Origin of the sequence: Paraburkholderia sp. SG-MS1 (genome assembly GCF_012275575.1) — a bacterium.
Classification (GTDB): domain Bacteria; phylum Pseudomonadota; class Gammaproteobacteria; order Burkholderiales; family Burkholderiaceae; genus Paraburkholderia.
Window position 1 is genome coordinate 25239 of sequence record NZ_NPIH01000209.1, and the last position, 20885, is coordinate 46123.

Annotated in this window: 18 protein-coding genes; 14 read left to right on the forward strand and 4 right to left on the reverse strand. The window is 63.1% G+C overall.

Annotated features, from left to right (window positions below):
• The first annotated feature begins 8 nt into the window (after positions 1-8).
• The 10 genes from CIC12_RS16915 (at position 9) to CIC12_RS16960 (ending at position 9696) form a co-directional block, all read left to right on the forward strand.
• Positions 9-494, forward strand: a complete 486-nt coding sequence (locus CIC12_RS16915) for an Hcp family type VI secretion system effector (RefSeq protein WP_168665236.1) — start codon at positions 9-11, stop codon at positions 492-494.
• A 127-nt stretch (positions 495-621) separates the two neighbouring features.
• Entirely contained in the window at positions 622-3330 is a 2709-nt protein-coding gene (tssH, locus tag CIC12_RS16920) for a type VI secretion system ATPase TssH (RefSeq protein ID WP_168665237.1), read from the forward strand.
• Positions 3327-3761, forward strand: coding sequence for a type VI secretion system baseplate subunit TssE (gene tssE, locus CIC12_RS16925; RefSeq protein ID WP_168665238.1), 435 nt, complete (start codon positions 3327-3329; stop codon positions 3759-3761). The genes tssH and tssE overlap by 4 nt, the downstream gene beginning before the upstream one ends.
• Before the next feature lie 409 nt (positions 3762-4170).
• The gene (locus CIC12_RS16930) at positions 4171-4650 is read left to right on the forward strand and encodes a Na+/H+ antiporter subunit E (protein ID WP_174772080.1); all 480 of its coding nucleotides are present in this window, start codon (positions 4171-4173) and stop codon (positions 4648-4650) included.
• On the forward strand, positions 4643-4903 hold the full coding sequence (locus CIC12_RS16935) for a monovalent cation/H+ antiporter complex subunit F (protein ID WP_121324549.1): 261 nt from the start codon (positions 4643-4645) through the stop codon (positions 4901-4903). The genes CIC12_RS16930 and CIC12_RS16935 overlap by 8 nt, the downstream gene beginning before the upstream one ends.
• Positions 4904-4906: 3 nt before the next feature.
• Positions 4907-5149 (forward strand): hydrogenase subunit MbhD domain-containing protein, encoded by a 243-nt coding sequence (locus tag CIC12_RS16940; RefSeq protein WP_121324550.1) that lies wholly within the window; start codon positions 4907-4909, stop codon positions 5147-5149.
• Between the two features lie 3 nt (positions 5150-5152).
• Complete coding sequence (mnhG, locus tag CIC12_RS16945) at positions 5153-5497, forward strand: monovalent cation/H(+) antiporter subunit G (RefSeq protein WP_168665240.1); 345 nt, start codon at positions 5153-5155, stop codon at positions 5495-5497.
• A complete protein-coding gene (locus CIC12_RS16950; RefSeq protein ID WP_174772081.1) occupies positions 5497-6216 on the forward strand; it encodes a Na(+)/H(+) antiporter subunit B in 720 nt (239 codons plus the stop codon). The genes mnhG and CIC12_RS16950 overlap by 1 nt, the downstream gene beginning before the upstream one ends.
• Before the next feature lie 16 nt (positions 6217-6232).
• On the forward strand, positions 6233-6607 hold the full coding sequence (locus tag CIC12_RS16955; protein WP_168665242.1) for a sodium:proton antiporter: 375 nt from the start codon (positions 6233-6235) through the stop codon (positions 6605-6607).
• Positions 6601-9696, forward strand: a complete 3096-nt coding sequence (locus CIC12_RS16960) for a complex I subunit 5 family protein (protein WP_168665243.1) — start codon at positions 6601-6603, stop codon at positions 9694-9696. The genes CIC12_RS16955 and CIC12_RS16960 overlap by 7 nt, the downstream gene beginning before the upstream one ends.
• 29 nt (positions 9697-9725) lie before the next feature.
• Here CIC12_RS16960 and CIC12_RS16965 read toward each other — a convergent pair whose 3' ends face one another.
• The 3 genes from CIC12_RS16965 to CIC12_RS16975 form a co-directional block, all read right to left on the reverse strand.
• Entirely contained in the window at positions 9726-11165 is a 1440-nt protein-coding gene (locus CIC12_RS16965) for an MFS transporter (protein WP_238812677.1), read from the reverse strand.
• 99 nt (positions 11166-11264) lie between these two features.
• A complete protein-coding gene (locus CIC12_RS16970; RefSeq protein WP_168665245.1) occupies positions 11265-12257 on the reverse strand; it encodes a PDR/VanB family oxidoreductase in 993 nt (330 codons plus the stop codon).
• Positions 12258-12304: 47 nt separating this feature from the next.
• The gene (locus CIC12_RS16975; RefSeq protein WP_168665246.1) at positions 12305-13627 is read right to left on the reverse strand and encodes a Rieske 2Fe-2S domain-containing protein; all 1323 of its coding nucleotides are present in this window, start codon (positions 13625-13627) and stop codon (positions 12305-12307) included.
• Positions 13628-13908: 281 nt separating this feature from the next.
• On the opposite strand from CIC12_RS16975, the gene CIC12_RS16980 reads away from it, so the two are divergent.
• From CIC12_RS16980 to CIC12_RS16995, 4 genes are all read left to right on the forward strand, one after another.
• Complete coding sequence (locus tag CIC12_RS16980; protein ID WP_168665247.1) at positions 13909-15027, forward strand: FAD-dependent monooxygenase; 1119 nt, start codon at positions 13909-13911, stop codon at positions 15025-15027.
• Between the two features lie 27 nt (positions 15028-15054).
• On the forward strand, positions 15055-15846 hold the full coding sequence (locus CIC12_RS16985; protein ID WP_168665248.1) for an IclR family transcriptional regulator: 792 nt from the start codon (positions 15055-15057) through the stop codon (positions 15844-15846).
• Between the two features lie 331 nt (positions 15847-16177).
• Complete coding sequence (locus CIC12_RS16990; protein ID WP_168665249.1) at positions 16178-17293, forward strand: porin; 1116 nt, start codon at positions 16178-16180, stop codon at positions 17291-17293.
• Positions 17294-17363: 70 nt separating this feature from the next.
• A complete protein-coding gene (locus CIC12_RS16995) occupies positions 17364-18320 on the forward strand; it encodes an AraC family transcriptional regulator (RefSeq protein WP_168665250.1) in 957 nt (318 codons plus the stop codon).
• Positions 18321-18676: 356 nt separating this feature from the next.
• Here the strand turns inward: CIC12_RS16995 and CIC12_RS17000 are convergent, their stop codons facing one another.
• Positions 18677-20368 (reverse strand): Na/Pi cotransporter family protein, encoded by a 1692-nt coding sequence (locus tag CIC12_RS17000; RefSeq protein WP_168665251.1) that lies wholly within the window; start codon positions 20366-20368, stop codon positions 18677-18679.
• Between the last annotated feature and the right edge of the window lie 517 nt (positions 20369-20885).

Genomic DNA, 20885 nt, shown 5'->3' on the forward strand with positions numbered 1-20885 from the left:
ACAACAACATGGCAATTCCGGCATACATGTGGATCAAGGACGATGGCGGCGCCGACATCAAAGGCTCGGTCACCGTTCAGGGCCGTCAAGGCAGTGTCGAAGTCGTGGCGCTCGATCACGGTGTCAGCATTCCGACCGACTCGAACACCGGCAAGCTGACCGGCACGCGCCTGCATCTGCCGATCAGGTTCACGAAGGAAACCGACTCATCCACGCCGTACCTGTACAAGGCGGTGACGAGCGGCCAGACGCTGAAGTCGATCGAAATCAAGTGGTACAAGATCGACGACGCGGGCAAGGAAAAGGAATACTTCAACACGAAGCTCGACAATGTGAAGGTCGTGGCGGTCAACCCGAAGATGCACGACATCAAGGACCCGGCGTTCGAAAAGCACAACCACCTCGAAGAAGTGCAACTGCGCTACGAGAAGATCACCTGGTCGTACAAGGACGGCAACATCATCCACAGCGACACGTGGAACGAGCGCTCCTGAACCGCACTCTCCAAAGCTGGCTTTGCCCGTTCTGATCCCCCGAATGGATCGGGCACCAGCTTTTTTGCCAGTCCGCTCCGCGCAGGCTGGCTCTTTTCTTCGCCGCTTTCTCTAGCCGCTTGCCGCCATGACCCATCGCGACTTCTCTGCGTTCCTGCGCCGTCTCAACGATCATTGCGCCCGCGCGCTTACCGATGCGGCGAGCCTGTGTGAGACACGCGCCCATCGTGACATCGAGGTCGAGCACTGGCTGATCAAGCTGCTCGAACTGGGTGAAGGCGATATCGTTTCCATCATGCGCCGCTATGAACTCGACGTGAACGGCATCTGGAACGGGCTGCTGCACGCCATCGACCGTCTGCCGCATGAACTGCGTGGCAAGCCGGCACTGTCTCGACGGCTCGGCAAGTTGCTCGAAGCCGCGTGGATGCGCGCCTCGCTCGAAGAGGGTTCGCCGTCGATCCGTTCGGCCCATCTGCTGGCCGCACTCGCGGACGCGCCGCATCTGCTGCGTGCGCCCGATGCGTGGGCGCTGCTGTCGGTGTCCGCGACGCAGATCGAGCGGCTCGCGCAAGAACTCAACCGGGCCTCCGTTGAAGCGCCGATCGCTACAAGCAATGCGCACGATGGCATGACCGCGCGCATCGCCGGACACGCTGCGGGCGGCGAAACGCAGCCGGCGCCGTGCGTGCGCGGGAATGGGCTCGCTCACCCCGTCTCGGAAGCGCTCAAACGTTTCACTATCGACGTTACCCAGAAAGCGCGCGAAGGCAGGATCGATCCGGTGTTCGGGCGTGATGTCGAGATCCGGCAGATGGTCGACGTCCTCGCGCGCCGGCGCAAGAACAATCCGATCCTCGTGGGCGAACCTGGCGTCGGCAAGACTGCGCTGGTCGAAGGGCTCGCCCTGAAGATCGCCGAAGGCGACGTGCCGGCGGTGATCCGCGAGGTCAGCGTGCTCGCGCTCGATCTGGGTCTGCTGCAAGCCGGCGCAGGCGTCAAAGGCGAGTTCGAGCAGCGTCTGAAGAACGTCATCGAAGCGGTCCAGCAAGCGCCGACGCCGGTCCTCCTGTTCATCGACGAAGCTCATACGCTGATCGGTGCGGGCAACACCGCAGGCGGCGCCGACGCGGCGAATCTGCTGAAACCCGCGCTGGCGCGCGGCGAGTTGCGCACGATCGCCGCGACGACCTGGTCCGAATACAAACAGTACTTCGAGCGCGACGCGGCACTGGAGCGCCGCTTCCAGATGGTCAAGGTCGACGAACCCGACGACGACAACGCCTGCCTGATGCTGCGCGGCCTGAAGGAACGCTACGCGCAGCATCACGGCGTGCACATCACCGACGCCGCCGTCAGCGCGGCGGTGCGGCTGTCGCGCCGCTATCTGACGGGACGCCAGTTGCCCGACAAGGCCGTCGACCTTCTCGACACGGCAGCCGCGCGCGTGCGCATGAGCAGCGACGCCACGCCGATCGCGATCGCCGCCTGTCACGCGGAGCGCGCTGCGCTCGACGTCGAACGCGTCGCGCTGACGGAGGATCAGGTTGCGACGTCGGCTGATGTCGGCGAGCGGCTGGCTGCCATCGGCGCGCGCCTGACCACACTTGCGCACGAAATTCACTCACTGGATGAGGCTTATGCTGACCAGAAAGCGGCCGTCACTGCGCTCGTCGCGCTGCGGGAGCAATGGCACGCCGCCATGGACGAATCCCGACGGCGCGATCTTCAGCACGAAATCAGGGCTGCACACGACAGACTCGTCGGATATCGCACCGAGACGCTGATCGAGGCAGAAGTCGACGAAGCGGCGATTGCGCACGTGATCGCCGACTGGACCGGCGTGCCGGTGGGCGGCCTGCTCGAAGACGAACTCGCCGCTCTGCTCGATCTGGAAGCGCGACTCGGATGCGTCGTGATAGGCCAGGACGACGCGCTCGCAGCGGTGGGAAAGAGCCTGCGGGCAGCGAAGGCCGGACTGAGGTCCGACGACGCGCCGCTCGGCGTGTTCCTGCTCGCCGGTCCTTCGGGCGTCGGCAAGACGGAAACGGCCCGGGCGCTGGCCGACCTCATGTTCGGCGGCGAGCGCTCACTCATCACGATCAATCTGTCGGAGTACCAGGAAGCGCACACGGTGTCGCAATTGAAGGGCTCGCCGCCAGGCTATGTCGGCTATGGCCGGGGCGGCGTGCTGACCGAAGCGGTGCGTCAGCGCCCCTACAGCGTGATCCTGCTCGACGAACTTGAAAAAGCGCACCGCGATGTGCTGAACCTGTTTTATCAGGTGTTCGACCGCGGCTTCATGCGCGATGGCGAAGGGCGTGTGATCGACTTCCGCAACACCGTGATCGTGATGACGTCCAATCTCGGCGGCGAGCAGATCGTGGCCGCCACGGAAGCGGCCGCCGAAGCCGGCGGCGAAGTGACCACCGCCATGCTGATGGAAGCGATCCGGCCGATACTGGTCGAGCATTTCCAGCCGGCTTTGCTTGCCCGCTTTCAGACCGTGGTGTACCGGCAGTTGACGTCCGGCGCATTGGACGCCATCGTCCGGATGAAACTCGACAAAGTCGCGCACCGTATCGGACGCCGCTTCGGCGTGCCGCTCGCGTGTGACGACGCGCTCGTCGCCGAACTCGTGAGGGCGTGCCTGCTGCCCGACTCCGGTGCGCGCAACATCGACAGCCTGCTCGATCAACAGATACTGCCGGTGCTTTCGCGTGCACTGCTCGAGCGTATTGCAAAGCAACGGCTGCCTTCGCGAATCGTGCTCGCGTTTTCGGAAGAAGACGGCATCACCGTCGATGTCGACGACGCGCCCGAGGTGGCCGCATGACACGCGGCGGGCCGGGACTGTTCGAGGCGGTGACGGGCCACTTTGCAAACGGCGCGCGAATCAACGATTACGACGCGGCGACGCAGACGTTCCTCTCGGTGCAGGACAACATCCAGCGCATCCTGAACAGCCGCCGCAACGGACTCGCCCATCTGCCCGACTATGGGCTGGATGACCTGTCGGAAATCTATCGGCATCTGCCATCGTCGTCGCACAGGCTCAGGCATGCGATCGAGGCGACGGTGCTGAAATACGAGCCGCGCGTGACCAGAATCGAGATCGACATCAGGGATACGGAGCCGGGCATGCTGTTGAGTTTCACGATGGTTTGTTATCTGCATCGGGAAGGGTTGGTCAGGTTTGGTACGCACTTTACGCCTGATGGGCGGACGCGGCTCGATATGCTTAAGGGGCGATTGAATCGGGACTGAGGGCTAATGGACTGCCCGCAAACCGGACAGGTGCCCCAGGCAACGCGACATCGCAAGGATCTCGCACGCGATCGGCCAGCCGGGCCCCGACCTCTGGCTGACCGTGGCGTTCACCCGCGGCCACGCTGGCATTAAGCGCCCGCCCGCGCGCTTTTTCATCGACGGCGTGAAAGCGCTCACCTGCTTCCGTGGGCGCGCCCTTTGAGACGTCAAACCGTCTTTTTGGAGCGCCAGGCTTGCCCATCCGACATCGAAGCCACGCCAGCAGGCCGAAAACCCAGGCGCGGCGCGCGCCCCAGTTGCTTTGCCCCAGGTTGTCACCTAGAATTTTTGCTAGCGCCCTCTTTTGGAACCTGAAGACGTGGCTTCGAACAGCGGAAAACCGGTGTCGTCGTTTGTTCCTCAGGGCATGGTCGGCCTGTGGGTCGTCCTGTTCGTCATCTGGATGATCGCCAATGCGTCGCTTGCCGTCGAGCCGGCAGTCGTCGGTGCCGCGATCACCTTCGTATTGGCCCACGCCTTTGCCTCATCCAGCGAAGCCTGGCGCCGGCTGCGCCTGACACCTCGCGCGCTCTATCACTTTCTCGCCTATAGCGGCACCTTCCTCCTCGAACTGGTGCGCGCCAATCTCAACATGATGGCGTATGTGTACTCCCCGCGTATCGACATCAAGCCCGGCATCGTCAAGGTCCGCACCCGTCTGCAAACGCCGTTGGGCCGCCTCGCGCTGACCAATTCGATCGCGCTCACGCCAGGTTCGCTCGTCATGGATATTCGGGACGACATACTGTTTATCCACTGGCTCGACGTCAAGACCACCGACATTGACGAGGCCACTCAGGCACTGGTCACACCTTTCGAAAAGCATCTGGAGAAAGTCTTTGGCTGAGATCATGCTCCAGATCGCCACCGTACTGATCTTCTTCGCGATCCTGTTCGGCGTGATTCGCCTCGTGCTCGGCAAGACGCTCGTCGACCGGGTCGTCGCCATCGACATGCTCACAGTCATCTCGATCTCGCTGATCGCGCTGTATGCCCAGGTGTCCGGCCGTTTCGTCTATATCGATGTCGCGCTCGTCTACGGATTGCTGAGCTTTCTGGCCGTTCTCGCGATTGCTCGGTTTCTGGAAAGGGGGCTGTAAGCCGTGCTCGAACTGCTCGTCCTGCTGGTATGCGCGAGTATTCTCGTAAGCGGCGTGCTGGCCGTCTGCCTGAAAAATCTCATGGCCGCGATGGTGAGCTCGGGACTGGCGAGCCTGTTCGCCGCAGTGGCTTTCCTGCTGCTCGCCGCGCCCGACGTCGCGATGGCCGAAGCCGCGATCGGCTCGGGGCTCGCAACGTTCATCTTCCTCTACGCGATTCGCAAAACCGGCTATGAGAAGGGCTAGCGCATGATCGAACTGATCGGCAGCACGCTCATTCTGGCGGGCGCCGTCTTCCTGTTCTCCGCCGGTCTGGGCCTGCTGCGCATGCCGGATGCCTACACCCGCATCCAGGCCGGCACCAAGGCATCGACGCTCGGTAACATGCTGGTGCTGCTCGGGCTCGCCTTCTATCACCCGGGCTGGACCTTCAGGCTGATACTCGTCGGCTATTTCGTGCTGGTGACCAACCCGGTGTCTTCGCACGCGTTGTCGCGCGCGGCATGGCTGATTCGCACGCCGATGAGTTCGTCCACGATGACCGACGCGCTCGCCGCAGATGGACAGCGCGACGGCGGGGAAAAGGAAGCGTGATGCGCCGCGTGTTCACCCTGCTGACGGTCGCACTGTTCGCGCTGATCTTCTGGCGCATCGTCGGCGGCTATAGCGAGTTGCAGGCGCTTCGGCCGCTGGCCGAACACTATGTCGTGCAGGGGCCGATCGAACTCGGCGCGCCGAACATCGTGACTGGCATTCTGATCACGTACCGCGGTTTCGATACGCTCGGCGAAGTGGCCGTACTGTTCATGGTCGCGGCAAGCGTCGGCCTGCTTCTGAAAGGCGAAAGCGCAACTGCGCAAGCCACCGCAGAACCCGGACCCGCATCCGATGAAGAGCACGATACCCCGCGCCGGCCAGCCGGCGAGATCGTGCGCACCGGCACCCAGGTCCTCTTGCCGATGATCCTCACCTTCGGCGCCTATGTCATCGTCAATGGCCACCTTTCCGCCGGCGGCGGCTTTCAGGGCGGCGCCATCGTCGCGTCCGGCGTCATGCTCATGCTGCTCGCGCGGCCGGGCGCCGCGCTGAATGTCGCGCTGCTGAGCGTCGTCGAGTCGTTTGCGGGCGTGGTCTACGTGTTCATCGGTATTCTGGGTCTGGTGCTGGCGGGCGGTTTTCTCGACCCCCGCTTCCTGCCGCGCGGCGAGTTCGGCGCCTTCTTCAGCGCCGGCGCCATTCCGTTGATCTCCGCATTGCTCGGCGTCAAGGTCGGCGCGGAGCTGAGCGTCATCATCGACCGGTTCAGAAGCTGAGCAAGGAGAACAGCGCATGACCACGGGCCTACCGGTTTCGACCATCCTGCTGATCACGGGATTCTGTCTCTCGCTGATCGGCTTGTGGGGAATGCTGACCCAGCGCAACATTCTGCGCATCATCATCGGCTTCGCGCTGATCGACACGGGGCTGCACATCGTGATGGTCGCGACCGGCTATGTCACGGGCGGCACCGCGCCGATCATCGACGCGGCGTTGAGCAAGGCCAACGCCGCGCGGCGCGCGATCGATCCGATTCCGTCGGCGCTCGTGGTCACCGCGATCGTGATCGGCCTGTCGGTCACGGCCATCATGCTGGCGTTCGCGATCCGCCTTTACGCCGCCAAAAAGACGCTCTCCATCGACGCCTTCACCGAGTCGAAATGGTAGCCGCGCTGTTTCATCCGCTGCACATCTTCATTCTTGGCCTGGGCGGCGGCTTCGTCATTCCGTTGCTCTACCGGCTCGGCAAGCCGTGGTTGACCGGCGGCTTCTTCGTCGCGCTCGGCGGTATCGTGCTAGTGAGCGGCGTGTCGTTCTTCAGCCTGCTCGACGGTGGCCAGACAATCAACGTGCTCACGGCGGGCGCATTGCCGCCGGTATCGATCAACCTGCGCTTCGGTGTATGGGAAGGCTTCTTCACGCTCAGCGTCAACGTGGTGGCACTGCTCGGCGCGCTGCAGTTGTGGGATCGCCTGCGCGGCAACTACGCGGCGCTGCTGCTGTATCTGATCCTCGTGATGGGCATCGACGGCATGGTGATGACCCGCGACCTGTTCAATCTCTTTGTGTTTCTCGAGATCGTTTCCATCGCCACCTACGGGCTGCTCGGACTCGATCGTACGCCCGCCGCACTCGCCGCCGCGTTCAAGTACATCATCGCGACGGTCATCGCATCGACCTTCTTCCTGCTCGGCACGGTGCTGCTCTACTACGTCGCAGGCACGCTGAACATCGACGACCTGATCGCGCTCCGCGCCGATCTCAACGGCCCGATCGCCGTCACGGCGTTGCTGCTCGTGTTCGCCTGCCTCATCATTGAACTCAAGCCGTTTCCGGCGAACGGTTGGGGGCTCGACGTCTACGAGACCGCACCAAGCGGCATCGCCGCGATGATTTCGGTCGGCGTCTCGGCCGGCGTGTTCTTTGCGCTGCTCAAGTTATTGCCGCTCTTCGAAAACCAGCTCGGCCTGATTGCCGTGTCCGGCGGCGTCACGTTCCTGTTTTCCAATCTGCTCGCGCTCAGACAGAAGAAGCCGCAGCGGGTGCTCGGCTATTCGTCGATCGGACAGATGGGATTGCTGATGCTGGCGCTCGCGCTGCTGCACCAGGTCGGCGCCGACAGGTCGATCCCGCTGGTGGTCGGCGGCCTGTTCGTCAACCATCTGTTCGCCAAGGCGGGACTGTTCTGGCTCATCGGCATTCTCCGGCGGCACGGCACCGACGCACGCGCGATCCTGTCGCGCAGTCCACTGCTGATCGGTCTGCTCGGCCTGTTCATGGTGGCTATCGCTGGCCTGCCGCCGTTTCCCGGCTTCTGGGCGAAATGGGAACTGGTCATGCAGTTGACCATCGCCGGCAAGCCCTACTGGATCGTGCTGATCCTGACCGGCTCGCTGCTCGAAGCGGCCTACATGTTCCACTGGTTCGTGCGTGCGTTGCGTCCGCCCGAGGAAGAGACCGCGGACCGCCCCGAGCTGGTCGCGCTGCTGCCGCTGTTCGGCGTTGCCGTTCTGCTGATTGGCGCGGGTTACGCCGGCGCTTCGTTCGCGGGCGCGGGATCGGCATGGCTGTTCTCGCCGTTGCTTGCGGGCGCACTGTTCTATGCCGCCGATCGTCTGCCGGGCCGGTTCAAGGGCGTGCTGACGCTGATTGCCGTTGCGCTGGTGGGCTCGTGGCTCGCCGAAGACGCGCACGGCATTGCGGCGCTGTTTGCATGGCTGCTGCTGGGCGGCAGTCTGGTCATCGCGGCGGCGAGCCTCTATCGCAGCGATGTCCGCGCCGGCTTCTATCCGATGCTGGTAGTGCTGCTGCTGTCGATTCCGGCGCTGCTGCGCGCCACGACGACGCTCGAATTCTTCTATAGCTGGGAGATCGTGACGCTGTCGTCCTGCTTCCTGATCGCGAAATGCCGCAGCGCCGGGCCGCATGTGCTGGCCTTCCTGCTGTTTTCGTTGCTGTCGGCGTTCTTCCTGCTGGCCGGTTTTGCCGCCGTTGCCGCGCTCGACGGCAGTATCGAACTCGCCGCGCTGGTCAGATCGGGCCCGGACGCAAGCCGCGCGTTCGTGCTGCTGGCGGCCGGCTTCCTCATCAAGGCGGGCGCGATCGGCGTGCACGTGTGGCTGCCCGGCGCATACACGGAAGCCGAGGACGACGTCACCGCGATGCTGTCGGCCGTCGTCAGCAAGGTGGCGATGTTCGGCCTGCTGATCGGCACCTATCTGACGATACGCTCTGAGGTCGGACTGGAACTCGCGCACGTGATGGCGTGGATCGGCATGCTGACCACGCTCGCCGGCGCGCTGATGGCGCTGCGGCAGAACGACTTCAAGCGCCTGCTCGCGTTTTCCAGCATGAGCCAGCTCGGCTATATCGTCACCGCGATTGCGTTGATGAGCCACCTCGGCTGGGTCACGGCGCTCTATCTGGTCGCCAACCACATGCTGGTGAAGGGCATTCTGTTCCTCGCGCTGGCGGGCGTCATCCTGCGCATCGACACGCACAACTTCGCCGAGGCGGGCGGTCTCGCCCGCGCGATGCCGTTCACGTTCACGATGGTGCTGATCGCACTGGTCTCGATGTCGGGCTTGCCGCCGCTGATGGGCTTCGGCGGCAAATGGCTGCTGCTGAGCGCGATGACGGACAAAGGCTGGTACGGACTGGCCATCTGCGGGCTGCTGGCGACGTTCGTCGGCTTTCTCTACATGATCCGCTTCGTCAGCGGCCTGTTCCTCGGGCCGCGACGGGCAGAGCAGGCGAACGTCAGCGAAGCGCCGCCCATGCTGCTCGTGCCGCAGTTCGTTCTGGTGATCGGCATCGTGGTGCTGTCCTTCTTTCCGAAGCTCCTGATCGAACCGGTGTCGGCGGCGATCGATCCGCAGTTCGCCTCGACGCTGGTGTGGGAAGGCATGTCGCTGGAGAGCATCTACGGCTTCTGGAACCCGACGCCCGTCGTCCTCGTGGTGCTCGCGGTGGCCGCCGTGCTGTTCGCGCTTTTCGTGCTGTTCTATCGCAGCCGGCGGCGGACGGACGACAACGTCCCTGGGTTCTTCCGGTTCTATCGGCCGATACTCGCACGCACGGTGCCGCCGTTCGCGCTGATGTTCTGGCGCGGCGTCTCGCATGTCGCACTCGCCGCAGCGGGAAGGATACGGCGCGTCTATACCGGCAACGGGCAGACTTACGCGCTCTATGTGCTTGGGTATTTTCTCGTGCTTTATTTCGCGAGTACGGGGTTCGGGACGGGGTTGGCGCGGTAGCGGTGGTGACGTACCGCGCGCATCGCAGCTCACGTGTCGGCGGTTGCCGTCGTCCCGGTCGCAATCTCGTCGAGCGTTCTGCCGCCCGTTTCCATCGCGAATGCGCCGATCACTATCGAGCCGGCCAGCGAGACGAAAGCGAAGTAACCGAACACCGCCTCGACGCTCAGATACGTCAGCAGCGCACCGATGATCATCGGCCCGATCACCGACGACACCCGCGTCACCGCCGAAGCCGCACCGGCTCCCCGGGCGCGGATCCGGGTCGGATAGACCTCGGGCGCATAGACATAGATCCCGCATTGCACGATGGCGATCAGCGCGACGCTGATCGACGCCAGCACCGACACCTGTTCGGCCGGCACGCGCGTGCCGGCGAACGCGAGATACAGCATCGGAATCGCGGCGCCCAGAAACGCAATCGCAAAGGTCTTCTTGCGGCCGAGCCGGTCGATCACGAAGATGCCCACGAGCGTGCCGATCAGCGTCGCGATCATGCTCAGCATGCCGTAACGCAGTGCGACGTTCAACGGCAAGTGATACACGGTCCGATAGAGAGAGGGCAGCCACACCAGAATGCCGTACGTGGTCAGACTGCCGCAACAGGCCATCAACCAGACCACCAGCGTGCGCGCAGCGAAACCCCGCTGAAATAGCGCACGAAACGATTCCTTCTTGTGATCCGCAGGCGTCTCGACGACGCGCGGCGCGGGCAACTGCGCGTATTGATCGCGCGGCACCGATTGCTCGATCTTCTCGACGATCCGGTTCGCTTCGGCGGCGCGGCCATTAATCGCCAACCAGCGCGGCGACTCCGGCGCGGCACGTGGCAAGATCGCGGCGAGCACGATCGGCAGCGCGCCCACCAGGAACATCACCTGCCAGCCGTACGTGGGAATCAGCCACATCGCGGCAACGGCGGCAATCAGGTTGCCGACCGCGAAGGTCGATTGCAGCACGAAAATCAGCCGGCCGCGAATCTTCGCGGGACACAGTTCGTTCATGTAGGTGGCCGACACCGGCGATTCACCGCCAAGACCAATACCCTGAAACAGGCGCAACGCGATAAACACCACATAGCTCGGCGCATAGGCCGAAGCGAGACTACCCAGCGCCAGAATCACGAGAAGCCAGCGCAACACGCGTAGTCGTCCGAAACGTTCGGCGGCCGCGCTGAAGAGCAATGCGCCGATCGTCTGCCCAACGTAGCCGCCCGACACCAGCAAGCCCGCTTCGCCCGGTGACAGGTGCCATAAGCCGATCAGCACCGGCAGCACGTAGGCAATCGTCAACGCGTCGAAAGCGTCGGTCATATGAACGACGCCGACCACGCTCAATACGCGCGCGTGCCAGCGCGTGAACGGCAAGCGCTCGATGCGAGCGGAAATCGTCGCCGCGTCGTGCAGATTGCCTGCGGGCGCGATGGCGCGGGCGTCGTGCGGTTTTACTGTGCTCGAGAGATCCATCATGTCCTCAAAGGGTGATTGCGGGGACGCAAAAAACTGGCCGTCCGGAAGGGGAAATGCGCTGCTTCGAAGGCGAGCAGCTTCAATGCCTGAACACCGGCGTCACGCGAGATCGAGCACCAGCGTCCCGCTCTTTGCGCCGGATACGCAGATCATCATCACGTTGTTGGCGGCCTTGTCGGACTGGCTCAGCACGGCGTCGCGGTGATCCGGACAGCCGCCGAGCACGCGCGTCTCGCACGCGCCGCACAGGCCTTCGCGACAGCTGTAGTCGACATCGACACCGGCTTCGAGCAGCACATCGAGCAACCTCGCGCCGGCTTGAACGGCGAGACGGCGGCCGCTCTTCGCGAGTTCCACGATGTAGCTGCTCGCTTGCGCATCGACTGTTGTCGCCTCGGCGGCGAATCGTTCGATATGCATGTTGCCGATGCCCGCTTTTTCACAGGCGGCTTCGAACGCGCTCAGCATCGCGTTCGGGCCGCAGCAGTATGCGTGAACGTCAGCAGGTTGTCGGGCGAGCACCGCAGCGAGATCGAGCGGACGACCGTCGTTCTCGGCGTCGAAATGCAGATGCACACCGCCTCCGAGAGCGCCGAGTTCGTCGAGAAACGCGGCTTGCGAGCGATCGCGCGCGCAGTAAATCAGACGCACGTCGCGGCCTTTTTCGCGCAATCGGCGGTACATGCACAACATCGGCGTAATGCCGATGCCACCGGCAATCAGCACCGTCGACATCGCGTCTTCGTCGAGTGCGAAATTGTTCCGCGGTGCGCCGATCGGCAGAACCGCGCCACAACGAAGCTGCTCGTGCACGAAGCGCGAGCCGCCACGGCTGTTGACGTCGTCGAGAATGGCGACCACATAGCGGCCCGCGTCGTCCGGCGAATTCACCAGCGAATAGCTGCGCGTGATGCCGTTCGGAAGATGCAAGTCGATATGCGCGCCCGGCGTGAAACGCGGAAACCCGTCACTGTCCGCCGGAATGAGTTCCACGCTCAGCACGCGCTCCGCTTCGTGGCGAATCGTCCGGACCCGCGCGCGGATGCGTGTCTGTGCGCGGTTCACGACTTCGCCGCCTGTTTGCTCTTGCATGTTTCCCGACTCTCCATGAATTGACGACGCACTGACGACACGCGCGCTTACGACGACTCGGCCACTTCCGCGTCCGTTTGACGCGCGCCGTGCACCGAGAAGAAACGCGCCCGATTCACCTTCTGGCCGATTGCCGCTTCATAAGCGTCGCGCACGCTGTCGGGCTGTCCGTACTGACCGATGAAATCGCGCAGGTACGCACCGAGCAAGGGATGCGCGGCCAGTTCGGCGCGCGTCATGCCGTTCAGCATTTCGTCACGGCATGCCGATGGCAGAAATACGTTGTGATTGCGGGCGCTATCCGTCATCAGGCCTTTCGGTTGAGCGCCGGCGGCCAGCGCGTCGAGTTCCTCGAAAAAGCGCCGGCGCAGCATCACGATGCCGCGATCGCTTGCCCCGAGGGTTTCGCGCGTGCGATCAGTGATCGCACCTTGCCCGACCCACGCGGCGAAGTCCTGATTGGCAACGTGAGTGGTGATCCAGTCGCCGTTTTCATCGCGCAGCGGACCGTACCAGGCGGGAATGTGCTCCTGCACGTACGGCTCCTGTTCCTTGGGCACCTTGTTGAACACCCACAGCAGGCTCAGTGTGTTTTCATCGTCGATAGGAACGCGCCATTCGAAGTGATGCCCGAGATAAAAGCCGTTCGGCCACAGCGTCACGCGGCCCGTCGTCCACATCGGGTTCTGCTCGGTTTCGTGCGCCCGCAATCGCTTGTAGACGAAGCCGAAATCGAACTCTTCATACTTCGCGCTCAGATGCGTCGGCACGTGTTCAGATTGGCTGTCCTGTTGACGTTCTGTCCAGTTGTTATGCGTCCACTCGAAATGGATCGGATCGATCGAGTTTTCCTGGCATTGAAACCAGTTGCAAGGAATCTCGGCCATCACGACCTGCGCGAAACCGTTCGTGTAGTTGAACGGTTCCCAGTCGGGCAATTCCGGCGCGGGCGACGGTCCCATATACGCCCAGACCATGCCGGCCTTCGCGCGTACTTCATATGCGGTGATTTTTGTCTTCTGACGCAGGCGTGCTTCCGTATCCACGATCTCTTCAAACGGCTGATGCGTGCACTGCCCACTCGCATCGAATTCCCACCCGTGATATGCGCAGCGCAAACCGCATTGCTCGACGAAACCGAACGCGAGGTCCGCGTTCCGATGCGGACAACGACGCTGCACGAGCCCGAACTTGCCGCCCAGATCCTTGAACAGCACGAGGTCCTCACCGAACAGGCGGATGGGGCGCACGGACTTCTGGTCAAACTCGGCGACGCCGGCCACCGGATGCCAGTAGCGGCGGAGATAGTTGCCCATCGGCGTGCCCGGACCCACTTCGGTGAGCAGCCGGTTCTTTTCCTGACTCAGCATGTTTTGTGTCCTCGAATAATGGAAACGCCGCCCGCCGCGACCAGCGCGTACCGCGAGCGATGAGCGAATTCTTGGCGACGCGGCAGGGCTGCACAACCTCTCCAAAATCCAGAAAGGTTGCCGTTCGTCCATGGCTCATATCGTTGCGAACGCGCGAGCAAGGGTTTAACCGAAGCCGTTTTTCCTTGCCGTCAAAAATAATCCACTTCAAAATGACTGTTCATATATGTTCTATGCGTTCATTTTTGAACGTTACGGCAAAGATTCAACGCGAGGGAAGCATGGAAATCGGGATTGTCGGTGGTGGGATCGGCGGGTTGGCGGCAGCGATTGCGCTGCGCGAGGCAGGGCATCGTGTCACCGTGTTCGAGCAGGCGGAGCGCTTCGGGCGGGTGGGCGCGGATATCAACCTGACGCCGAACGCGGTTCGCGCGCTCGACGGCCTCGGCGTCGGCGCGCAGTTGCGTGAAACGGCGGCTCGCCCGAATGCCCGCATCAGCCGGATGTGGGACACCGGCGAAGAAACCTCACGCCTCGCCATGTCGGACGAGGCAGAGCGCAGATACGGCGCACCGCAGTTGACGATGCACCGCGCGGACGTGATGACCGCGCTGGAACAGGCGCTTCGCCCAGGCGAACTGCAACTCGGCAAACGCACCGTCGAATTCCGTCAAACGGACGATCAGGCGACACTCACCCTGGCCGACGGTTCGACGCACGCGTTCGATCTGCTGCTCGGCGCGGACGGCATTCACTCGGGCGTGCGCCAATATCTGTTCGGCGACGAGCGGCCGCAGTTCACCGGCATCGTGTCGTATCGCGCGGTGGTGCCGGCCGAGCGGCTGAGCGGTGGTGATCTCGGTGCGTTTGTCAAATGGTGGGGGCCGACCGACGACCTGCAGATCGTCACGTTCCCGCTCAATCGTGGCCGTGATGTGTTCATCTTCGCGACCACGTCGCAAAGCGACTGGACGCATGAATCCTGGACCACGCCCGGCGATCCGGACGCCTTGCGCCGCGCGTATGCGAGCTTCCATCCGGAAGCGCGCAAGTTGCTCGATGCGTGCGATACCGTGCTCGCGTCGGCGTTGTATATTCGCGATCCGTTGCCGAAGTGGACTGGCGCGCGCATGGCGCTGCTCGGCGACGCCTGCCATCCGATGATGCCGTTCATGGCGCAAGGCGCGGGCATGGCCATCGAAGATGCGATCGTGCTGTCGCGCGCGCTGACCGGCGTCGAAGCGGACACGCTCGGCGCGGCGCTGGCGCAATACGAACGCGCGCGGCAGGAACGCACCGCCAAAATACAGATCGGCTCGCGTGGCAACAACTGGCTGAAAACCGGCGGCAATGCCGACTGGGTCTACGGTTACGATGCGTGGACGGTGCCGCTGGCGTGATCCTCGTTTAACCGGAACACCTTGAAGATGACCGACACACCCGACAATTCGAAGGCCACCGACGCGTCGGCGTCACCGGTGGAACGTGCGTTCCGCCTGCTGCGTTTTATCGCGGAAGGTGGCTCGACGGCGAACCTTAGCGACGTCGCGCGACAGATCAACGTGAATCGCGTGACGGTCATGCGCCTGCTCGAATCGCTGAAATCCGTTGGGCTGATCGAAGTCATTGCGCCAGGCGGCTCGCATCGGCTAGGCATGCCGTTTCTGACGCTGGCCGCAAGCGCGCTCGGCTCGTCCGATCTGACCTCGCGCGCGCGTCAGGTGTTGCCGGGACTGGCCAGTCGAACCGGCTTGTCCGCGTATCTGGCGGTGCGCGAAGGAACCGAGCTGATCTATCTGCTATGCGAGACACCGGACACGCCGCTCGTCAGCCGGATTCGCGTCGGCAGCCGCATTCCCGCGCATCGCGCGACACCAGGACTCGCGATGCTGGCCCATCTCGACGCGTCGGAACTGGCCACGCTCTACGCAAACGCAAACCAGCCGAACGCCGGCGCGAACGACGACCAGCCGGATTGGGACACGTTGCAAGCCGCGCTCGATACCGTGCGCGCGAACGGTTGCGCGTGGAGCTTTTCGGGCCTCGAAGCAGGCATCGATTCGTGCGCGGCCGCTGTCATCGATAGCCGCGGCAACGTGCTCGCGGCATTGAGCGTGGCCGGGCCGAATACCGCGTTCACGAACGACGGCACGCTGCGCGCGACTGTCGAAGCCAGTGTCACAGCGGCCGCTCGGGAACTTTCGCGTTCCAGCCTGTAGATCTCGCCCGCCAGTTTCCTGGCGGTAGACCTTTCCTTCCGCAAAATCGCCGCTATTTTGCCGTTGTTTCGCCGGTGGCTCGCGCCGCGCGAGAACGGGACGATCGGCTACTTTTCAGAGACCTAAGGTCCTTGGCGGCGTTTTTTGCGTCACCAAGAATCTCCCCATTCGCCCACTCCATTCCGCTGAATTCGCTGAATTTCGAGGGGCGATGCGCCCCGTGCGAGACGGCATCTGAACCGTTCGCCGCACGCCGCCTGGGGAGACCGGTCGCCATGACCGACTCCGGACCCACAAAAAAAGCAGGGCTGCATACAAGGCTTGGAGAAACATGAAGGTCAAACGGAACGTCAAACGAACGGCTGCCTACACCGCGCTTTTCGCCGCGATCGGCGCCACGACGGCGCTCGCCACCGCCGACGCACGCGCACAGAGCAGCGTGACGCTATACGGCATCGTCGATACGGGCGTGCAGTACTACAACAACGCGGCGGGTGGCGGCTCCGTGGTCGGCATGCCGACGCTGACCGGCGAAGTGCCGTCGCGTTTCGGGCTGCGTGGCAGCGAAGATCTCGGCGGCGGCTTCAAGACGTTCTTCGTCCTCGAGAACGGGTTTGCGATGAATAGCGGTGCGCTTAACTACGGTGGACGTCTGTTCGGCCGTCAGGCGAATGTCGGCGTAAGTTCACCGTACGGGTCGCTCACGCTCGGGCGGCAGATGAACATGTCGATGTACGTGCTGCTCAACGCTGACGTGATCGGCCCGTCGATCCACTCCATGGCGAGTTTTGACGGCTATCTGCCGAATGCGCGCAGCGATAATGCGGCGGGCTATCTCGGCAAGTTCAACGGGGTCACGGTCGGCGGCACGTATAGCACCGGACGCGACGCGGCGGGCCCGGCCGGGCCGTCGGCGACCAACTGCGGCGGCAACGTCGCGGGCGATCCGGTCGCATGCCGTCAGTACACGATGATGCTCGCGTACGACGCGTCGCAATTCGGCGTGGCCGCTTCGTACGACGTAATGCGCGGCGGTGTCGGCGCGTCGGCGCCGCTGTCGAATCCAGGGTACACCGACACGCGCACCATCGTCGACGCGTACGCGATCTTCGGTCCCGCGAAAATCGGCGGCGGCTGGATTCGCCGCAATACCTCGGCCGCGGTGCATAGCCAGTCGGACATCTATTTTGTCGGCGCGACGTATCACGCGAGTCCGGCGCTATCATTCGATACACAGGTGCTGCGCTATTTGCTGCGCGAGACGTCGAGCTCGACGCTGTTCGTCGGCCGCGTGAATTACCTGCTGTCGAAACGCACGACGGTGTATACGTCGGTCGGATTCATGGAAAACAGTTCACGCGGCGCCGCGGCGGTTGCGGCCGGCGGATCGGTCGGCGTCGGACAAAACCAGCTTGGCGTGATGGCCGGCATCCAGCAGCGTTTCTAACGCGGCGCAGTGCCAGACGCGAGACTGCGGTTCGCCAATCAATCCACCCCACGATTCACGGAGTCACACGATGGCGACCGATCTTCTCAGCGACATCCTGGCCGACTTACGCGCGGACGCGGTCGTTACCGGCCGTTTCACGTTGAGCGCGCCGTGGGCGATCCGCAAACCCGCCGTGTCCGGCGCGCCCTTCCGGATGGGCTCGGGCAGCCCGTTCTACCTGTGCGTCGCGGGGGCGCCCGCCGTGTATGTCGAACCGGGCGACTTCGTCCTGTTGCCGCACGGGCATGAGCATGTGATGGCTTCGTCGCTCGATGAGCAGCCGGTGCCGTTCGATTCCCTGATGGCCGACAAGGGCATCCATCCGCGCTTCGACACGCCGCTCGAATTCACCGCCGGCGGCGGTGGCGAGACCAGCGATCTCTACACCGGCATCGTCGTGTACCGCGACATCATGCGTAGTCCGTTGTTTTCGGTGTTGCCGCCGTTGATCCATGTTCGCGCGAATGATCCTGCCGTCGCGCCGTGGCTGGCAAGCACGCTGCAAAGCTTCATTCAGGAATCGATGACCTGCCAACCCGGCTGGGCAATCGCCGCCGCTCGCCTCGCGGACGTGCTGTTCGTGCAACTGCTGCGCGCGCATCTGCAATCGACGGCGAATCATACGGGCTGGTTACGCGGCCTCGCCGACCCACAGATCGGTCGGGCCATGGCGCTGATCCATCGCGATCCGCGTCGTGAATGGAGCGTCGCTAGTCTCGCGACGGCGGCCGGCATGTCGCGCTCGCGATTCAGCGCGCGTTTCGTCGAACTGGTCGGCGATACGCCGATCGGTCACTTGACCGCGTATCGCATGTACCTCGCGAGCGGCGAATTGACCGAGGGCAAACGCAAGCTGATCGAGATTGCCGAACGGGTCGGCTATTCGTCGGAGAAGGCATTTTCGCGCGCGTTTCATCGCTGGTCGGGAATGGCGCCGCGGCGTTATGCACGCAGTCCGCGCGATCTTCATAGTCTTGAGGAATAGGATGATGCCGAGCGTTCCAGGTTCGCGGCATTTCCGATGCCACGCTGCACGTATTGGACACAGGGCGTACGTCCTGCGCGGAAGATCCGGTGGGCTTTTCCGCTGTTTTGCGCGCGATCGCCTGTGAAGCACACGCGACGCGCCGACGCTGACGGGCGCGCAATTCAATCGCGGACAGTCGACACAGAGCGAGCAATCAAGAGGATCCCGAATGAATTTTGACTTCAAGCCGGGATGCTCTTTACCGCAGCGACAGCGGTGTTGTTTCTGTATCACAATCGGCTCTCGCTTAGCCGCCACAGACCGCTTGGCAAGAAGTCGTGCTCCAAGTGGGCGCGACTCTATTTCCCGATACGCTATCTGCACTCCTCCGCACTCTTCGCCAACGCCCTCGCGAACTGCGCAATCTGTCTGCCGTGCTCGATCAGATCCATCGCTAGCCGGAACGCCAGCACATCGGTTTTGTCCGCCAGTTGCAGCTTGGCAAGCACGACCTGGCGCGCCGCTGCCGCCATCTGTTCGACCTCTGCCCTCGCCGCGATGACTTCCGCTGCTTCGTTCGTGTAGGACTCGTCGATCGAGCGGACCGCCTGGACGAGATTGCGCATGACGGTGTCTGTAAATTGCGTCGTGGCTGGATCGCGCAAACGCGTGAGGTCGATCTGATGCGTCAGCCTTTGCTGGCTGACCGACACCAGATTGGTCCCGACAATCCCACTGATGCTTTCCAGGGTGGACACGATTTGCGTGAATGCGACCATCCGCTGACCTTCGTCCTCCGAGTGCTCCACCTGCGACAGGTGGCCAATATAGTGAAGAATCTCCGCTGCCAACCGGTCGGCTTCCTTGTCCCGGTCCAGCAGCAGGTTGATCTCTTCGATCGTCCCGTTCGAGACGACCTGGGTGCCGCGTCTAACGATGTCGAGCACCTCCTGCCCCAACCGCGTCAATTCGATGCGCACCCGCTGCAAGCCGACCGACGGCACCGTCAGCGACGATTTGTCGAGATAGAGCGGGTCCCCTGTCCGTTTGACCTCCTGCGCCCGCCTCGGCACGAGGAACTCGGCAAGCCGCGCAATCGGACCGGTGAACCAGATCAGGATCAACGTGCTTGCCACGCTGAATATCGTGTGGGCGTTGGCCACCTGGCGCGGCGTCTCAGCCGCCAGTCTCGCCACGCCCTGCAACTCCGGATAGGACGGCGACACGTGCCGCACCATGTCCGCCATCTGCGGGATGAAGAAAACCCAGAACAGCACGCCCAGAATATTGAAGATCAGATGCACCATGCCCACCTGGACCGCCTCGGGATTTTTTCCGATCGATGCGAGCAGCGCCGTTCCGCATGTGCCCACTTTTGCGCCCAGAATCACTGCGATGCCAACTTCGAGGGGCATCAGCCCTTGGGCTCCGAGAGCGATCACGATGGCGAGGGTTGCTGCGGAGCTTTGCACGATCGCGGTAAAGATCGCGCCCACCAGAATGCCGACCAGCGGGTTCTCCATGTCCTGCATCGCGTCGATGAATGGCTGGAACGTGCGTAGCGGACGCGTCGCGTCACCCATCAACTGGATCCCGAGGAAAAGCAGGCCCAGTCCGAGGACCACGCGGCCGATCTGGCGCAGCAGTTCGCGCTGGCCGAATGCATGCAGGACAAAGCCTATCGCGAGCATGAACGACGTTAGCTTCGATACGTCGAAAGCGATGATCTGCGCGGTGACTGTCGAGCCGATATTGGCGCCCATGATCATGGGCACCGATTGGGTCAGCGTCATCAGGCCGGAAGAAACGAAGCCGACCATGAGGACCGTGGTGATGGTCGACGAATTCAGCAGCGCGGTGACGACGGCGCCGGCCAGCACGCCGCGAATGCGGCTCGCGGTCAGCATGCCGAGTAGCGCCTGCAGTCTCGAGCCGGCAATCGCCTTCAGGCCGCCGGTCATGAACTCGAGACCGAGAAGGAAAAGAGCGAGGCCTCCGATCAACAGTCCGAAGATCTGCACGAGATTCAGGCTGTTGGGGTCCATTCCCGCAGTGTAAGGAGTCATCTTGCTGTTCCTTTTGTCATGACGCGCATTCATGCAAAGAACCACTGGCGGACGGCTTCCCTGTCCGTCTTCACTTTCGGCTTACACGACGGATCGCTGCTTGCGGTTCCAGGCGTTTTGCCAAAGAACAAGAGCACGGACGATGTGGGCTTACCTGGTAAATGGACGGATTCGGTCCTAGCCCGGTAAAGCGATGCCGCGCCACGGAGCGTTCGCGAGTTGCAGGGGCATTTTCACACACCCCCGAGGGGATGCGCTTATTCGGGCTTGCTTTCGCCTGAGGCGCCAGGTCGAATGGGTGGGACCGGATGTGCGGTGATGAGAGTCGCTGAAGGACTTTGGTATGGGTATCGAAGTACAAGTCAGCGATATGAGGCTCTTCGAGCTTCGCGATAGAGCCGGCTTATTCGCTCAAGCCAGAATAAGGCCCGTAAACGCAGAAACCCCACCTTTTTGGGGTGGGGTTTCTGTTGCTGCTGGGGAGCCTGACGATTACCTACTTTCACACGGGCAATCC

Excerpts from the sequence above, each read along its gene's own strand:
- mnhG (WP_168665240.1), top strand. The coding sequence starts at position 5,153 with ATGATCGAACTGATCGGCAGCACGCTCATTCTGGCGGGCGCCGTCTTC.
- CIC12_RS16990 (WP_168665249.1), top strand. The coding sequence starts at position 16,178 with ATGAAGGTCAAACGGAACGTCAAACGAACGGCTGCCTACACCGCGCTT.
- CIC12_RS16970 (WP_168665245.1), bottom strand. The coding sequence starts at position 12,257 with ATGCAAGAGCAAACAGGCGGCGAAGTCGTGAACCGCGCACAGACACGC.
- tssE (WP_168665238.1), top strand. The coding sequence starts at position 3,327 with ATGACACGCGGCGGGCCGGGACTGTTCGAGGCGGTGACGGGCCACTTT.
- tssH (WP_168665237.1), top strand. The coding sequence starts at position 622 with ATGACCCATCGCGACTTCTCTGCGTTCCTGCGCCGTCTCAACGATCAT.
- CIC12_RS16980 (WP_168665247.1), top strand. The coding sequence starts at position 13,909 with ATGGAAATCGGGATTGTCGGTGGTGGGATCGGCGGGTTGGCGGCAGCG.
- CIC12_RS16950 (WP_174772081.1), top strand. The coding sequence starts at position 5,497 with ATGCGCCGCGTGTTCACCCTGCTGACGGTCGCACTGTTCGCGCTGATC.
- CIC12_RS16975 (WP_168665246.1), bottom strand. The coding sequence starts at position 13,627 with ATGCTGAGTCAGGAAAAGAACCGGCTGCTCACCGAAGTGGGTCCGGGC.
- CIC12_RS16995 (WP_168665250.1), top strand. The coding sequence starts at position 17,364 with ATGGCGACCGATCTTCTCAGCGACATCCTGGCCGACTTACGCGCGGAC.
- CIC12_RS16915 (WP_168665236.1), top strand. The coding sequence starts at position 9 with ATGGCAATTCCGGCATACATGTGGATCAAGGACGATGGCGGCGCCGAC.
- CIC12_RS16965 (WP_238812677.1), bottom strand. The coding sequence starts at position 11,165 with ATGATGGATCTCTCGAGCACAGTAAAACCGCACGACGCCCGCGCCATC.
- CIC12_RS16955 (WP_168665242.1), top strand. The coding sequence starts at position 6,233 with ATGACCACGGGCCTACCGGTTTCGACCATCCTGCTGATCACGGGATTC.
- CIC12_RS16985 (WP_168665248.1), top strand. The coding sequence starts at position 15,055 with ATGACCGACACACCCGACAATTCGAAGGCCACCGACGCGTCGGCGTCA.
- CIC12_RS16930 (WP_174772080.1), top strand. The coding sequence starts at position 4,171 with ATGGTCGGCCTGTGGGTCGTCCTGTTCGTCATCTGGATGATCGCCAAT.
- CIC12_RS17000 (WP_168665251.1), bottom strand. The coding sequence starts at position 20,368 with ATGACTCCTTACACTGCGGGAATGGACCCCAACAGCCTGAATCTCGTG.
- CIC12_RS16960 (WP_168665243.1), top strand. The coding sequence starts at position 6,601 with ATGGTAGCCGCGCTGTTTCATCCGCTGCACATCTTCATTCTTGGCCTG.